The organism is Streptomyces sp. NPDC101160 (assembly GCF_044768205.1).
Lineage (GTDB): Bacteria > Actinomycetota > Actinomycetes > Streptomycetales > Streptomycetaceae > Streptomyces.
On the sequence record NZ_JBIWPJ010000004.1, the window covers coordinates 193,201 to 208,365 of the forward strand.

At 72.7% G+C, this 15,165-nt stretch carries 13 protein-coding genes; 2 read left to right on the plus strand and 11 right to left on the minus strand.

Features of this window, described 5'->3' with window-relative positions; all coding sequences use genetic code 11:
* Positions 1-29: 29 nt before the first annotated feature.
* The 3 genes from ACIRSU_RS13950 to ACIRSU_RS13960 all read right to left on the minus strand — a co-directional run bounded on the left by ACIRSU_RS13950 (position 30) and on the right by ACIRSU_RS13960 (position 2,583).
* Complete coding sequence (locus ACIRSU_RS13950) at positions 30-230, minus strand: acyl-CoA carboxylase subunit epsilon (RefSeq protein ID WP_403791763.1); 201 nt, start codon at positions 228-230, stop codon at positions 30-32.
* A 15-nt stretch (positions 231-245) separates the two neighbouring features.
* The gene (locus ACIRSU_RS13955) at positions 246-1,829 is read right to left on the minus strand and encodes an acyl-CoA carboxylase subunit beta (RefSeq protein WP_403791765.1); all 1,584 of its coding nucleotides are present in this window, start codon (positions 1,827-1,829) and stop codon (positions 246-248) included.
* Positions 1,830-2,070: 241 nt separating this feature from the next.
* Positions 2,071-2,583: a hypothetical protein gene (locus ACIRSU_RS13960; protein ID WP_403791766.1), complete on the minus strand. Its 513-nt coding sequence runs from the start codon at positions 2,581-2,583 to the stop codon at positions 2,071-2,073.
* Between the two features lie 224 nt (positions 2,584-2,807).
* Here ACIRSU_RS13960 and ACIRSU_RS13965 point away from each other — a divergent pair, with 224 nt between their 5' ends.
* The gene (locus ACIRSU_RS13965) at positions 2,808-3,422 is read left to right on the plus strand and encodes a YceI family protein (protein ID WP_403791768.1); all 615 of its coding nucleotides are present in this window, start codon (positions 2,808-2,810) and stop codon (positions 3,420-3,422) included.
* A gap of 85 nt (positions 3,423-3,507) precedes the next feature.
* Here the strand turns inward: ACIRSU_RS13965 and ACIRSU_RS13970 are convergent, their stop codons facing one another.
* Positions 3,508-3,900, minus strand: a complete 393-nt coding sequence (locus ACIRSU_RS13970; RefSeq protein WP_403791769.1) for a hypothetical protein — start codon at positions 3,898-3,900, stop codon at positions 3,508-3,510.
* The gene (locus tag ACIRSU_RS13975) at positions 3,897-5,057 is read right to left on the minus strand and encodes a serine hydrolase domain-containing protein (RefSeq protein ID WP_403791771.1); all 1,161 of its coding nucleotides are present in this window, start codon (positions 5,055-5,057) and stop codon (positions 3,897-3,899) included. Before ACIRSU_RS13975 ends, ACIRSU_RS13970 begins: the two co-directional genes overlap by 4 nt.
* Positions 5,058-5,192: 135 nt before the next feature.
* Here ACIRSU_RS13975 and dnaN point away from each other — a divergent pair, with 135 nt between their 5' ends.
* Entirely contained in the window at positions 5,193-6,320 is a 1,128-nt protein-coding gene (gene dnaN, locus ACIRSU_RS13980) for a DNA polymerase III subunit beta (RefSeq protein WP_403791773.1), read from the plus strand.
* A gap of 6 nt (positions 6,321-6,326) precedes the next feature.
* Here the strand turns inward: dnaN and ACIRSU_RS13985 are convergent, their stop codons facing one another.
* From ACIRSU_RS13985 to ACIRSU_RS14010, 6 genes are all read right to left on the minus strand, one after another.
* Positions 6,327-7,691, minus strand: coding sequence for a hypothetical protein (locus ACIRSU_RS13985; RefSeq protein ID WP_403791775.1), 1,365 nt, complete (start codon positions 7,689-7,691; stop codon positions 6,327-6,329).
* A 58-nt stretch (positions 7,692-7,749) separates the two neighbouring features.
* Entirely contained in the window at positions 7,750-10,077 is a 2,328-nt protein-coding gene (locus tag ACIRSU_RS13990) for a glycoside hydrolase family 3 protein (RefSeq protein ID WP_403791777.1), read from the minus strand.
* Between the two features lie 50 nt (positions 10,078-10,127).
* Entirely contained in the window at positions 10,128-11,744 is a 1,617-nt protein-coding gene (cimA, locus tag ACIRSU_RS13995) for a citramalate synthase (protein WP_403791779.1), read from the minus strand.
* A gap of 283 nt (positions 11,745-12,027) precedes the next feature.
* Positions 12,028-13,359 (minus strand): MFS transporter, encoded by a 1,332-nt coding sequence (locus tag ACIRSU_RS14000; RefSeq protein WP_403791780.1) that lies wholly within the window; start codon positions 13,357-13,359, stop codon positions 12,028-12,030.
* An 81-nt stretch (positions 13,360-13,440) separates the two neighbouring features.
* On the minus strand, positions 13,441-13,980 hold the full coding sequence (locus tag ACIRSU_RS14005; protein WP_403792555.1) for a TetR/AcrR family transcriptional regulator: 540 nt from the start codon (positions 13,978-13,980) through the stop codon (positions 13,441-13,443).
* Between the two features lie 162 nt (positions 13,981-14,142).
* On the minus strand, positions 14,143-15,162 hold the full coding sequence (locus ACIRSU_RS14010; RefSeq protein WP_403791782.1) for an agmatine/peptidylarginine deiminase: 1,020 nt from the start codon (positions 15,160-15,162) through the stop codon (positions 14,143-14,145).
* Between the last annotated feature and the right edge of the window lie 3 nt (positions 15,163-15,165).

Consider the following 15,165-nt stretch of genomic DNA (forward strand, 5'->3'; position numbering starts at 1 on the left):
CGGGAGGAGCCGGGGGCCTCGTTCGCTTGTCAGCGCCAGCTGTGCGGGGCGCGGAAGCCGTTCTCGCGTTCCAGACGGCGCCAGCCGGCCGTCGTGTGGCGGGGGTGGGCGGGCTCGGCGGGCTGGGCGGCGGCGCGGGCGAGGAGGACCGCGGTGATGGCGGCGAGCTCCTCGGGGTCGGCGTGGCCCTTCTCGACGCGGAGCAGGTTGGCTGTGGCAGGCGTGGTCACTTCGGTGGGCTCCTCTTACTGAGGCGGGTTGCCGTGCTTGCGGGACGGCAGGTCGGCGTGCTTGGTGCGGAGCATGGCGAGGGACCTGACGAGCACCTCGCGGGTCTCGGCGGGGTCGATGACGTCGTCGACCAGGCCGCGCTCCGCGGCGTAGTACGGGTGCATGAGCTCGGCCTTGTACTCCTTGACCATGCGCGCGCGCATCGCCTCGGGGTCCTCGGCCTCCGCGATCTGCTTGCGGAAGATGACGTTGGCGGCGCCTTCGGCACCCATCACCGCGATTTCGTTGGTGGGCCAGGCGTACGTCAGGTCGGCTCCGATGGACTGGGAGTCCATCACGATGTAGGCGCCTCCGTACGCCTTGCGCAGGATCAGCGAGATCCGGGGCACGGTCGCGTTGCAGTACGCGTACAGCAGCTTCGCGCCGTGGCGGATGATTCCACCGTGCTCCTGGTCGACGCCGGGCAGGAAGCCGGGTACGTCCAGAAGGGTGATGATCGGGATGTTGAAGGCGTCGCACATCTGCACGAAGCGGGCGGCCTTCTCGGACGCCTCGATGTCGAGCACACCGGCCAGCGTCTGCGGCTGGTTGGCGACGATGCCGACGACCTGGCCGTCGAGCCGGGCCAGGGCGCAGATGATGTTGCGGGCCCAGCGCTCGTGGATCTCCAGGTAGTCGCCGTCGTCGACGAGCTCCTCGATGACCTTGTGCATGTCGTACGGGCGGTTGCCGTCGGCGGGCACCAGGTCGAGCAGCACGTCGGAGCGGCGGTCGGCCGGGTCCTCGGAAGCGACGACGGGCGGGTTCTCGCGGTTGTTCTGCGGGAGCATCGACAGGAGGTAGCGCACCTCGGCGATGCAGGTCTCCTCGTCGTCGTACGCGAAGTGCGCGACGCCGCTGGTCTCGGCGTGCACGTCGGCGCCGCCGAGGCCGTTCTGGGTGATCTCCTCGCCGGTGACCGCCTTGACGACGTCCGGGCCGGTGATGAACATCTGCGAGGTCTCGCGGACCATGAAGACGAAGTCGGTCAGCGCGGGGCTGTAGGCGGCGCCGCCGGCGCACGGGCCGAGCATCACGCTGATCTGCGGGATGACGCCGGACGCCCTGGTGTTGCGCTGGAAGATGCCGCCGTAGCCGGCGAGGGCGGAGACGCCCTCCTGGATACGGGCGCCGGCGCCGTCGTTCAGGGAGACCAGCGGGGCACCGGCCGCGATGGCCATGTCCATGATCTTGTGGATCTTGGTGGCGTGGGCCTCGCCCAGGGCGCCGCCGAAGATCCGGAAGTCGTGCGCGTAGACGAAGACGGTACGGCCCTCGACCGTGCCCCAGCCGGTGATGACACCGTCGGTGTACGGCTTCTTGGCCTCCAGGCCGAAGCCCTGCGCGCGGTGCCGGCGCAGCTGCTCGACCTCGTTGAAGGAACCAGGGTCGAGCAGCAGCTCGATGCGCTCGCGAGCGGTCAGCTTGCCCTTGGCGTGCTGAGCCTCGGTCGCTCGGTCACTCGGGCCACGCCGAGCCTGCTCACGCAGCTCGTGCAGCTCGGCCACACGGCCACGGGCGTCGGCGGGCTCGCTCGGGATCTGGTCCACAACGGTCATGTACCGACCCTACGAAGTCGGTCGGGAAAACCCCGCCGTCCACTCCGTACAGTCTCGCGTGTCGAATCCTGGTGAGGCCTGACAGAACCGTCGCCTCACCGGCGCGAGTCAACAGCCAGACACCCCCGACGATTGTAGGGTTTCCACATAAGCGGCTCGTGACCACGGCTGAGGGGGCGGCCGGCGCACCGACCACCCCCTCAGTCTGACCCCGGCGGACCGGGGGCCCGGACCGGACGGCTCAGCAGCCGCCGCAGTTGTAGTAGGTCACGTCCCAGTGGCTGCCCTCGTCGGCGTAGACGTTGCCGGAGGCGGACTGCCACTGCGGGGCGCCGTCGCCGCGCAGGCCTATGTAGCTGAAGGTGTTCTTGATGTAGCCGCCGAGGCACGTGTACTTGCTCATGTCGAGCTTGTAGCCGTTCCAGTGCGAGTAGGTGCCGCTCGCGTGGCCGGTCTCGGTGCCGCCGGTGATGTTGATCGCGCAGCCGCTGGCGCGCTTGAGGGTCTGGGCCCCCTGGGCGGTGGCGAGGTTGAGCTGCTCGAAGGACGTGCAGCTGGAGTTGTTGCGGTCCGAACAGTTACCGGACGAGGACCAGGTGATGCCGACCTCGCGGAACATCGAGGTGGCGGTGGCCTGACTGATCTTGGTGACGGCGGCCTGGGCGTCGGTGGCGCCGGCCAGCACGCCGAAGCCGGGGGCGAAGAGGGCGCCCAGGACCAGGGCGAGGGCGGTGAGGACGGAGCGGAGTTTCACAGATGCCTCCTGCGGATGACCGTGACGGTTGGGGACGGCTGTGCAGGTGGTGCTCGCGCATGGTGCCGCAGTTCTACGCGCGTCCGCCAGAGGGCGTCGGGGGCCGTTCGGTGAACCTCTTCCCTAGATGTTGAAAGTTGAACGGAATAGGTCTACAGTCGTTCTCGTTGAAGGTTCAACAAAGCGCACTCTCCCCTCTGCGCACCGTCCCCAAGGAGCACGTCATGGGTCTGTTCAACCGCAAGAACAACACCGAGTCCGCCGCCGCCGTCGCCACCCTCCCCGTGGACCCGGCCCTCGCCGCCCTGACCGGCGACTACACGATCGACCCGGCCCACAGCAGCATCGGCTTCACCGTCCGGCACGCGATGGTCACCAACGTCCGCGGCACCTTCGCCGAGCACGAGGGCAAGCTGCAGCTGAACGGCGCCGAGCCGGCCGCCTCCAGCGCCGCCATCGACGTGAAGATCGCCTCGATCGACACCGGCATCGCCGACCGCGACGGGCACCTGCGCAGCGCTGACTTCTTCGACGCCGACGCCTTCCCGCTGATGAGCTTCCGCTCCACCGAGGCGGCCCACCTGGGCGGCGACAAGTACCGCGTCAAGGGCGACCTGACCATCAAGGACGTCACCAAGCCGCTCGCCATCGACCTGGAGTTCAACGGCACCGCCACCGACGTCTACGGCAACGAGCGCGTCGGCTTCGAGGGCTCGGCCGAGATCCTGCGCTCCGACTGGGGCCTGACCTGGAACGCGGCCCTGGAGACCGGCGGCGTCATGGTCAGCGACAAGGTCAAGCTGAACTTCGACATCTCCGCGATCAAGAACGCCGCCTGACCCGCCCCCTTCCGGGCCCGCAGCGCACGCACCCCGAACCCGGCAGCCGCCACGGCTGCCGGGCGGTGGTGTTTCCCGGGGTCTCTCAGCCGCGCTCCAGGGCGCCGAGCACCCGCTCCAGCTCCTCCGGCAGGACCGCGATCAGGACGGGCCCCGCGGCCGACTCACAGGCCACGACCCGGGCCCTCGGATTGAACCGGATGGCCTCACGCAGCGTGGGCGGACGCGTCCCGGCCGGGCGCAGGTCCGCCGGCAGGGCGAGCTCCGGGCCGCCCCGGGAGGGCCGCCAGACCGGCGGCTCCGCTCCGATCACCAGTCGCCCGGCCCGCCAGCGGGCCCCCTGGCCGGGCCCCTTGAGGAGGCCGGGCACCGCGACGACCTCTCCCGCGGCGAACGCGTCCGATCGCCGCCGCTGCTTGCGGTTGACCAGCCAGCCGACGAGTGCGGCGAACGCCGCCAGAAAGATCAGCTCGATCACGCGTACTCCTCCAGACGGTCGGCGGCCGCCGTCACCGCGCGGACCAGGCGGGTGTTCTCGGGGGCGCCGGGGCCGCCGAGGAAGGCGAAGCGGCGGCGGGTGTAGCTGTAGGCGAGGGTACGGGAGGGGTCGGCGAAGGACTGGGAGCCGGGGGCGCCGCTGTGGCCTATCGCGGTCGGGCCCAGCTCGGGGTGGCGGGTGGCGAGCGGCACGAAGCCGAGGCCGAAGGCGTTGAACTCGCCGGTGACCAGGTCACGGCCGGAGGAGTGGGTCCGGGAGAACTCGGCCAGCACGTCGGGCTTCAGCAGCGGCGGCCGGCCGGCCAGTTCGCCCGCGACCGCCGCGTACATCCGGGCCAGGCCCCGCGCGCTGCCGATGCCGCCGCCGGAGAGCGGGGCGGCGGCGTGGACGGCGCGGGAGTTGCCGAAGGCGACCAGGTCGGCGGGCGGGTCGCCGTGCAGGCCGAAGGAGACGGCCATGAGGCTGGCCGGGTCGACCGGGCTCGCCGCCAGGAAGGCCTGCTGGAGCGGCGTGGGCAGCATCGGCAGGGCCGGGCGGAAGCGCGCTTCGAGCTCCTCGGGGAGGCCGAGGTGGTAGTCGACTCCGTAGGGGGCGCGGATCCGCTCCTCGTACAGCTCCTGGACCGTCCGGCCGGTGGCCCGCAGGACGACCTCGCCGACCAGGGCGCCGAAGGCGAGCGCGTGATAGCCGTGGCCCGTGCCGGGCTCCCAGTACGGGCGGTGCGCGGCGAGCCGGGCGGCGACCAGCCGGTCGTCGGCGAGCTCGTCGAGGGTGAAGCCGCCCTCGACGCCGATGGCGCCGGACCGGTGCGCGAGCAGCCCGCGCAGGGTCAGGGCGCCCTTGCCCTCGGCGGCGAACCCGGGCCACCAGGACGCCACTTCGCGGTCCAGGTCGAGCGCGCCGTCCTGCACGAGAAGGGCGACGACCAGGGCCGTGGCGCCCTTGGACGAGGAGTACAGCGCGAGCAGCGAGTCCCCGTCGACCCCGTCGCCGCCCCACAGGTCGACCACCTGGCGGCCCCGGTGGTAGACCGCGAGCTGGGCGCCGCCGTCGCGCGCCTCGGCGGCTGCGACGGTGGCGAACTCCTCGCGCACGGACTCGAATCCGGGCGCCACGGTGCCGTGGACGTCAGTCACGTCCGCCCTCCCCCTTCGTCTGCGGACGCTCGTCCGCGCCTGCCCCTCGCAGAGGCGAACGATCAAGGGCCCGCGCGGATTCCCGGCGGCCGCCGACCGACGCGATTGTCAGTGGCGGTCGCTAGCGTCGGCGGCATGGAATTCCGTATCGACAGCGGCGCGTTGACCGAGGCCGTGGCCTGGGCCGCCCGCGTGCTGCCCGCCCGTTCCCCCGTGCCCGTCCTCGGCGGCCTGCTCCTGGAGGCGGCCGGTGGCCGGCTGCGCGTCTCCGGTCTGGACTACGAGGCGTCCGCGCGGATCGAGGTCGCCGCCGACGTCCTCGGCGAGGGCCGGGCCCTGGTGCTCGGGCGGCGGCTCCTCGACATCTGCAAGGTGCTGCCGCACGGCCCGGTGGACTGCGCGGTCGACGGCGCCCGGCTCGCGGTGACCGGCGGCGACGCCCGCTTCGGGCTCTCGCTGCTGCCCCTGGACGACTACCCGGCCCAGCCCGCGCTGCCCGCCTGGCGCGGCACGGTGGACGCCGACGCCTTCGCGGCGGCCGTCGGGCACGTGGCGGTGGCGGCCGGCCGGGACGACTCGCTGCCGATCCTCACGGGCATACGGCTCGGCCTGGACGGCCCGGTGATGACGCTGGCCGCGACCGACCGCTACCGCTACGCGGTGCGCACCCTGGACTGGCGGCCGGCCGAGCCCCTGGACGCGCCGGACAGCCCGGACGCGCCGGTCGACGTCGTGGTGCCGGCCAGGCGCCTCACCGAGATCGCCCGCTCGCTCGCGGGCGCGGGGACGGTCCGGCTGGCCCTGGACGGCGGCTCCGCCGGTTTCGAGAGCGGCGGCAAGCGCACCACGACCCGGCTCATCGACGGCCGCCTCCCCCGGCACGACAAGCTCTTCGCGCTCGGCGAGCACGCCGTCGCGGTCACCGAGCGGGTCCCTCTGGTCGAGGCCGTGAAGCGGGTCGCGGTGGTCGCGGAGGGCGACAGCCCCGTACAGCTCGCGTTCGACGGCACGACGGTCCACCTCCAGGCCGGGTACGAGGACGACGTGGCCTCGCAACGGCTGCCGGCCGCCCTCACCGGGGCCGGGTCGATGACGGTCGCCTTCAACCCGGGCTATCTCCTGGACGCGCTCGGCTCCTTCGACGCGCCGGAGCTCGGCCTCCACCTCGTCGGCCCGGGGCAGCGCGCGCTGATCACGGCGGGCGGCGACGGCGGGGCCGGGACCCACCGTCATCTGCTGATGTCGGTGAAGCCGCTGGTGTGAGGGCCGTTAGAAGCCGCCGCCGCCTCCGAAGTCGCCACCGCCTCCGAAGTCACCGCCGCCACCGAAGTCACCGCCACCACCGCCGAAGTCGCCCGACCCGAAGTCGTCCGGGTTGAAGTCGGCGCCGGAGAAGTCGCCGCCCTGGAAGTGCTGGAAGTCCCCGCCGCCGTACTCGGCGGCGTAGGCCGGGGTGGCGAGCATCGAGCCGAGCACGGTGCCGACGAGCAGGCCGGGCAGCATGCCGCCGCCGAAGTAGCCGCCGGCCCAGGGGCCGTACGCCGGTCCGGCCTCCCAGTACGGGCGGCGGCCGCCGTCGGTCTCGACCGTGCGGGCCTGCGGGTCGAGCCCGTCGTCCAGGCGGGCCGCGTCGGCGGCGCAGACCGGGACCTCGCGGGCCGAGCCGCCCGCCGGAGTCCAGGTGCGGTCCGCGACGGACGGGCCGTGGCGCGGGTCGAAGAAGCAGGGCGCGCGCCGCTCGGGCAGCGGCCGGCCTTCCCGACGCGCGGCGAGCACGGCGAGCGAGAAGCGGCCGTCCTCCAGCGACTCGGTGACCCCGCGCACCTCGTGCGGCCGGGTCACCGCGCCCATCCGGGACTTCGCCTGGTCGTAGGAGTCGAGGGCCCGTTCGTAGTCACCGCGCATGGCGTCCGTGGCGCCCGCCTCGGCCGGGTGGAAGTCGAGTCGCTCCAGTTCCTCGCCGAAGGCGGTGATGTCCTCGTCGACGACGACCCGCAGCCGGTCCAGGGCCGCACGCTCCTCGGCCTCCCGGCGCAGCCGCTTGCGCCGCGAGAGCGCGTAGAGGCCGGCGCCGCCGGCCACCACGACCGCGCCCAGGGTGACCAGGCCGGCCACCGGCACCCCGCTGCCCTTGCCGGCCCCGCCCCAGGAGGCGGGCGCGGAGCCGCGCATGCTCGGCAGGGCCTGGTCGACGAAGTTGTTCAGCTGGGTCTTCGCGTCGACGCCCGGCTCCTTCACGGCCGTGACGAGGTTGTGCACGGCGTTCTTGGACAGCACGACACGGTCGGCGCCCGCGTCGAAGCCGTTGCCGAGGCGTACGGCGTAGAGGCCGGTGATCCCCGTGTCGGTGCGCAGTCTGAGCAGCAGGTCCTTCGGCGGGAACTGCGCGTTCGCCGGCAGCACCGCCACGAACAGCGGCTTGTCCGCGTCCTTGATCTTCTTCGCCAGGGCGTCCGCGTCCCCCTTCGACAGCTGTCCGGCCGCCCCGGGGTCCACGTACACCGGGCCCTGCTTCAGGGCGGCGGCCGCGTCGGAGATCCCCGTGGCCCTGGCGCCCGCGAGGGGCGCCAGGGCCAGGGAGAGCAGCAGAAGCAGTCCGCCGATGGCCGACAGCAGCGGGATCCTGGTCCTCATACCACCGTGATTACCCCCAAAGAGGGATATTCAGACCTGATGTCGCACGGCCGTGCGATCAGCGCCCGCGGGGCCGGGTGATCAGGCCCCAGCCGTACGGGAACTGCGGGGTGCCCAGGCGGCCGGCCTGCTTCAGCGGCAGCTGGTCCTCGGACTTCGGCCAGGTCAGCGGCAGCCGGCCGGTGAAGCCCCGGCGCCCGTAGAGGACGTCGGCGATCCCGTCGCCCTCGCTGCCGGGCAGCCAGGAGGCGACCAGCGCCCCGATCTCGCCGAGCCGGTCACCGATGAACTGCGGGCGGCCGGAGACGACCAGGACCACGCACCGCATCCGCCCGCAGACGCGGTCGACGGCCTGCTTGTCGGCCGCCGAGAGCTCCAGGTCGTGGCCCTCGGTGCCGACGTCGCCCATCCCCTCCGCGTACGGGTCCTCACCGACCACGACCACGCCCACGTCGTGCCCGGTCATCGGGGCCGAGGCGTCCTCGGAGTAGGTGACGCGGGCCGTCGGGTCCGCCCTGCGGATGGCCTGCAGGATCGTGGTGCCGCGCGTCGCGCGGTCGGCGGCGCCCTGCCAGCCGATGGTCCAGCCGCCCTCCTGGGCGGCGAGGTCGTCGGCGTCGGAGCCGGCCACGTACAGCCGCCGGCCCTTCCTCAGCGGCAGCAGCTGCGCCTCGTTCTTCAGCAGCACCTGTGACTTCGCCACGGCCTCGCGGGCGGCCGCCCGGTGCTCGGCGGAGCCGATCCCGGCGAGGTGGGCGGTGTCGGCGTACGGCTTCTCGAAGAGGCCGAGGAGGAACTTCTTCTCCAGGATCCGGCGGACGGCGTCGTCGATCCGGGAGAGCGGGATCCTGCCCGCGGCGACCTCGTCCGTGACGATCCGGCCGAAGTCCCTGTAGGTCAGCGGGGCCATGGTGATGTCGATCCCGGCGTTGACCGCGTCGCGCACGTTGCCGACCGCGTCGCCCGGCATCTGGTCGACGGCCTCCCAGTCGCTGACGACGATGCCCCGGAAGCCGAGCTCGCCCTTCAGGACCCCGCTGAGCATCTTCCGGTGGGCGTGCATCTTCACCGGCCCGCCGGGCTCGCCGACGACTTCGAGCGAGGAGAACGAGGGCATCACCGAGCCCGCCCCGAGGGCGATCGCCCGCCGGAACGGGGCGAGGTGCACCTTCTCCAGTTCGTTGCGGTCGATCAGGGTGGCGCCCTGGTCGAGGGTGTACGGCGGCCGGCCGGAGCCGTAGGCGGTGCCGCCGTCGCCGATGAAGTGCTTGACGGTGGCCAGCACCTTGTCGTTGCGGGCGAGGTCGCTGCCGTCGGCGGCGCCCTGGAGGCCGCGGACGGCGACCGCCAGGGAGGAGACCAGGTCCGGGTCCTCGCCGAAGGACTCGTACGTGCGGCCCCAGCGCACGTCGCGCACGACGCAGACGCAGGGCGAGAAGTTCCAGGCGATGCCGGTCGCCCGCGCCTCCTCGGCGGTGATCGCGGCGAGCCGTTCGACGAGCGCGGGGTCGCGGGTGGCGCCGAGTCCGATGTTGTGCGGCATGACCGTGGCGTCCTTGACCAGGGCGTGGCCGTGCACGGCGTCGGTGGCGAGCAGCAGCGGGATCTGCAGGCGGGTGGCGCGCGCGTACCCCTGGTAGCCGTCGGTGGTCTGCCGCCACTCCTCGGCGGTGCGGGCCGGCGCGCCGTCGGCCGCGGAGTCGTGGACGACGGAGCCGAGGGCGTAGGTGGTGATGTCCTGGTCGGCGCCGAGGGTGTTGCGGGCGGCCTGGGTCATCTGCCCGACCTTCTCGGCGAGGGTCATCCGTCCGAGCAGGTCGGCGACCCGTTCCCGGACGGACCGGGCCGGGTCCAGGTACGGCAGGCCGTTGGCGTCCACCACGACCAGCGGGGGCCGTTCGGGCGCGGTGGCGCCGGTGACGTCGAGGGTGACCGGCACGGTCTCGGCGGTCTCGGGCGTCGGGTCGCGCAGGGTGGCGACCTCGACGGTGCGTACGGCCCCGGGCAGGGTGCCGATCGGGAAGATGACGGTGCCGGAGGCGGCCCGGTAGTCACGGGAGGGGTCGGCGGCCCGCGGCCCGGCCGCCGGCGCGGGCGCGCCCGCCCGTGCGGCCGCCGTCGGGCGGCCGGCCGTCGTCCAGCGGACCGTCACGCGGCGGGTCAGCGGGCGGGTGGCGTCGAGGCGGAGGCGGACCCGGGCGGTGCCGCCCTCGGTCACCGTCGTGACCGGCGGGGCGACGAGCCGCACCGGGTGCCGGTTCCGCTCGGTCCCGGGCGCGGCCGCCGCGGCGGTGGGGTCTCCGGTGAGCAGGGCCGCCGCGCTGACGGCCGCGGTGACGGCCGCCACCGCGCCCGGCCGCACCCCATGGAATGTACGACTAGTCATACCGGACATACTTGGGCGTAAAGGCCCCGGAACCCCGGTACGACGCGCGGTCACTCCGCCGGGTCGACGCCCGCCCGCAGCAGCCCGTAGGTGAAGGCGTCCTCGATGGCCTGCCAGGAGGCGGCGATGACGTTCGTGCCGACGCCGACCGTGGACCACTCGGCGTTGCCGTCGCTCGTGGTGACCAGGACGCGGGTGGTGGACTCGGTGCCGTGGCGGCCCTCGAGGATGCGGACCTTGTAGTCGGTCAGCTCGAACTTGGCGAGCTGCGGGTAGATCCGCTCCAGGGCGACCCGCAGGGCCCGGTCGAGGGCGTTGACGGGGCCGTTGCCCTCGGCGGTGGCGACGATCCGCTCGCCCTTGGACCACAGCTTCACGGTGGCTTCGTTGGCGTGGGTGCCGTCCGGGCGGTCCTCGACGATCGCGCGCCAGGACTCCGTACGGAAGTAGCGCCGCGGCCGGCCCTCGGCCTCCTCGCGCAGCAGCAGCTCGAAGGAGGCGTCGGCGGCCTCGTAGGTGTAGCCCTGGAGCTCGCGCTCCTTGACCCGCTCGACGACCCGGGCGACCAGGGCGCGGTCGTCGCCGAGGTCGACGCCGAGCTCCTTGCCCTTGAGCTCGATGGAGGCGCGGCCGGCCATGTCGGAGACGAGCATCCGCATGGTGTTGCCGACCAGCTCGGGGTCGATGTGCTGGTAGAGGTCCGGGTCCACCTTGATCGCGGAGGCGTGCAGGCCCGCCTTGTGCGCGAACGCGGAGACGCCGACGTACGGCTGGTGGGTGGACGGGGTGAGGTTGACGACCTCGGCGATGGCGTGGGAGATCCGGGTCGTCTCGGCGAGCGCGCCCGCGGGCAGCACCCGCTTGTCGTACTTGAGCTCCAGGGCCGCGACCACGGGGAAGAGGTTGGCGTTGCCGACCCGCTCGCCGTAGCCGTTCGCGGTGCACTGGACGTGGGTGGCGCCGGCGTCGACGGCGGCGAGGGTGTTGGCGACGGCGCAGCCGGTGTCGTCCTGGGCGTGGATGCCGAGGCGGGCGCCGGTGTCGGCGAGGACGGTGGCGACGACGGCCTGGACCTGGGCGGGCAGCATGCCGCCGTTGGTGTCGCAGAGGACGACGACGTCGGCGCCGGCCTCGTGCGCGGCGCTGACGACGGCCTTGGCGTAGCCGGGGTTGGCCTTGTAGCCGTCGAAGAAGTGCTCGCAGTCGACGAACACGCGGCGGCCCTGGGAGCGCAGGTAGGAGACGGTGTCGCGGACCATCTCCAGGTTCTCGTCGAGGGTGGTGCGCAGGGCCAGCTCGACGTGCCGGTCGTGCGACTTGGCGACGAGGGTGATGACCGGGGCGCCGGAGTCGAGCAGCGCCTTGACCTGCGGGTCGTCGGCGGCCCTGGCACCGGCCCGGCGGGTCGCGCCGAAGGCGACGAGCTGCGCGTTCCTGAACCGGATCTCCTGCTGGGCGCGGGCGAAGAACTCGGTGTCGCGCGGGTTGGCTCCGGGCCAGCCGCCCTCGATGAAGCCGACGCCGAAGTCGTCGAGGTGTCGCGCGATGGTCAGCTTGTCGGCGACGGTGAGGTTGATTCCTTCACGCTGGGCGCCGTCGCGCAGCGTGGTGTCGAAGACGTGGAAGCTGTCGTCGGGGCGCGAGCTCTCGCCGTTCTCCGTGGTCATGACGTGATGGCTCCTGTCGGATGTGGCTCCGGAATGTCTGGATCCACTTGCCCCCATTCTCACGCGCGGTCCGTTTCCGGCGGTGGTGGGGCCGGAAAACGAAAAAACCCCTCGCGGGTGCGAGAGGTCTGCGCGCGGGTCTGGGGCACGGTGGCCGCTGCCGTGGGGGTGGAGTCCCACGGTTCAGCGGTCACTGCGGACCGGCGCGCTGCTGCCGATAATCATCGTGGTAGCAAGCACGTCGGCAGTTTGCCACACCCGCGCGCGGCGTCGGACACGAATCTCACGATGCGGAATCGACGGCGGCGGGCGCGCGGGAGGACTTCGCCGGCGCCGCGGTGCCCACCCGGGCCAGGTCGATGTCGCGGGTCTCGCGCATCGTCACGTACACGATCAGGGAGACGGCCGCGCAGCCGGCGACGTACCAGTAGTAGCCGGACTCGATCCCCGCGTTCTTGAACCACAGCGCCACGTATTCGGCGGTGCCGCCGAAGAGGGCGTTGGCGAGGGCGTACGGCAGGGCGACGCCGAGGGCTCGGACGCCGGTCGGGAAGAGCTCGGCCTTCACGCAGGCGTTGATGGAGGTGTAGCCGGTGACGACGAGGAGCGCGAGGAGGGAGAGGCCGAGGGCCGGCCAGAAGGAGCCCGCGTGCTTCAGGAGCGTCATGATCGGCACGGTGAGGAGGGTGGAGCCGACCGCGAAGGTGATGAGGAGCGGGCGGCGCCCGATGCGGTCGGAGAGGCGGCCGGCGAGCGGCTGCAGGCACGCGAAGACGATCAGGGCGCAGAAGGAGACCAGGGTGGCCGTCTGCTTGGGCAGTCCGGCGGAGTTGGAGAGGTACTTGGTGAGGTAGGTGGTGTACGTGTAGTAGGCCACCGTGCCGCCCATGGTGAGCGCCATGACGAGGAGGGCCTCGCGCCGGTGCGCCCAGAGGGCCTTGAGGGTGCCCTTGGCGCGGCTGCCGACGCCGTCGTCGGCGGTCTCCTCGTACACCTCGGTCTCCAGCATGGTGCGCCGCAGGTAGAAGACGACGGCCGCGCCGAGGGCGCCGATGACGAACGGGATGCGCCAGCCCCAGCTGTGCAGGGCCTCGGCGGACATGGTCCGCTGCAGGACGATCTGCAGGCCCAGGCCGATGATCTGGCCGGCCGTCATCGACACGTACTGGAAGCTGGAGGCGAAGCCGCGCCGGTCGGGCGCGGACGCCTCGGTGAGGTACGTGGCGCTGGCCGCGTACTCGCCGCCGACGGAGAGCCCCTGGAGCAGCCGGGCGACCAGCAGCACCGCGGCGCCGCCGTAGCCGGCGACGGCGTACGTGGGCGCGACGGCGATGAGGACCGCCGAGGCCGACATCAGCGTGACGGTCAGGGTGAGGGCCGCCTTGCGGCCCTTGCGGTCACCGACCCGGCCGAGCAGCCAGCCGCCGACCGGGCGCATGAAGAAGCCGACGGCGAAGATGCCGGCGGTGTTCATGAGCTTGGCGGTGTCGTCGCCCTCGGGGAAGAACGCCCCCGCGAAGTAGGTCGCGAAGCTCGCGTACACGAACCAGTCGAACCACTCGACCATGTTGCCGGCGGACCCGACCCAGATCTTCTTCCAGTGCTCTCGTCCCATGGGCAGGAACCGTGCCGGAGGTGAGCCCGGCTCAACAAGGCCGCACGGGGCAACGATCGGGAGTACTTGCGTGCCTAACGGTCACGGAAGCAGGGTTTCGGCGATGAACTCCCGTACGTGGGCGCGGACTTGATCCCGCCCGGTGCCGGGGATGCCGACGGCGACGTGCACGCTGAACCCGTCGAGCAGCGCCCGCATCCGGTGCGCGAAGCGGTCCGGGTCGACCGGCCGGAACTCGCCGCGCGACACGCCCTCGGCGAGGATCGCGACCAGGTCGCGGTGCCAGGCCCCCTCGATGGCGGCCTGCCGGGCGCGGGCGTCCGCGTCGGCGTTCTGCGAGCGGTTCCAGACCTCCAGCCACAGCGTCCAGTGCGGATCGCGCGGCCCGTCCGGCACGTACACGTCCACGTACCCGTCGAGCCGCTCCCGCGCCGTACCCGGCTTCGCGAGCAGCGCACCGCGCTCGGCGCCGAGCCGCCCCTCGCTCCACTCCAGGGTCTGCAGCAGCAGCTCGTCCTTGGTGCGGAAGTAATAGAGCAGGTGCCCGCTGCTCATCCCCACCTGCCGCCCGAGCCCGGCCATGGTCAGCCCGTCGAGCCCGCGCTCGGCGATGGTGTCCATCGCCGCCGCGAGCACGTCCTCCCGCGGCGGCGCGGCCTGGTTGCGCCGTCGGGGATGGGGGGCGGGGCCGGGGTGGGGCGGGCTGCTCTGACTCACTCGTACGTTCTACAGGATGCGGCGGCCGGGAGGATCCGGCCGCCGGGTCCGTGCCTGCCGGCGGTCTCAGACCGCCGGCTGCTGCTGGGTGATGCAGTGGATGCCGCCGCCGCCCGCGAAGATCGGGCGGGCGTCGACGAGTACGACCTCGCGCTCCGGGAAGAGGCGGCGGAAGATCTCGGCCGCGAGCTCGTCGTGCGGGTCGTCGAAGGCGCAGAGGACCACGCCGCCGTTGCAGAGGTAGTGGTTGATGTAGGAGTAGTCGACCCAGTCGCCCTCCTCGTCCTTGAGGACGGTCGGGGCCGGGACCTCGATGACCTCCAGCGGGCGGCCCTGGGCGTCGGTCTGGCCGCGGAGGAGGTTGACGTAGAGGCGGGAGCGCTCGTAGTCGGGGTGCTGGGGGTTCTGCTGGCTGTGGACCAGGACGGTGCCGGGGCGGGCGAAGGCGGCGACGATGTCGACGTGGCCCTGGGTGCCGAAGAGGCCGTAGTCGCCGGCCAGGCCGTGCGGCAGCCAGATGGCCTTCGTCGTGCCGAGCTTCGCGTGGATCTCGGCCTCGACGTCCTGGCGGTTCCACTCGGGGTTGCGGCCCGCGCCCAGCTGGACGGTGTCGGTGAGGAGCACGGTGCCCTCGCCGTCGACGTGGATGGCGCCGCCCTCGTTCACCAGGGCGCTGCTCACCACCGGTACGCCGGCCGCGTCCGCGACATGGCGGGCGATCTTGGAGTCGTGCTCCCAGCGGGCCCAGTCCTGCGCGCCCCAGCCGTTGAAGACCCAGTCCACGGCGGCCAGCCGGCCCTGCTCGTCCTTGACGAAGGTGGGGCCGATGTCGCGCATCCAGGCGTCGTCCAGTTCCCGCTCGAGCAGCTCCACGTCGTCGCCGAGCAGCGCGCGGGCGGAGTCGCCGTCGCCGGGCGCGACGACCATCGTCACCGGCTCGAAGCGGCGCACGGCGCGGGCCACGCTCGCCCAGGCGGCGCGGGCCTCGGCCAGCTCCTCTTCGTTGGTGAAGGTCGGGTTGGGGCTGGGCCAGGCCATCCAGGTGCGCTCGTGCGGCGTCCACTCGGCGGGCATGCGGTAGTTCATCAA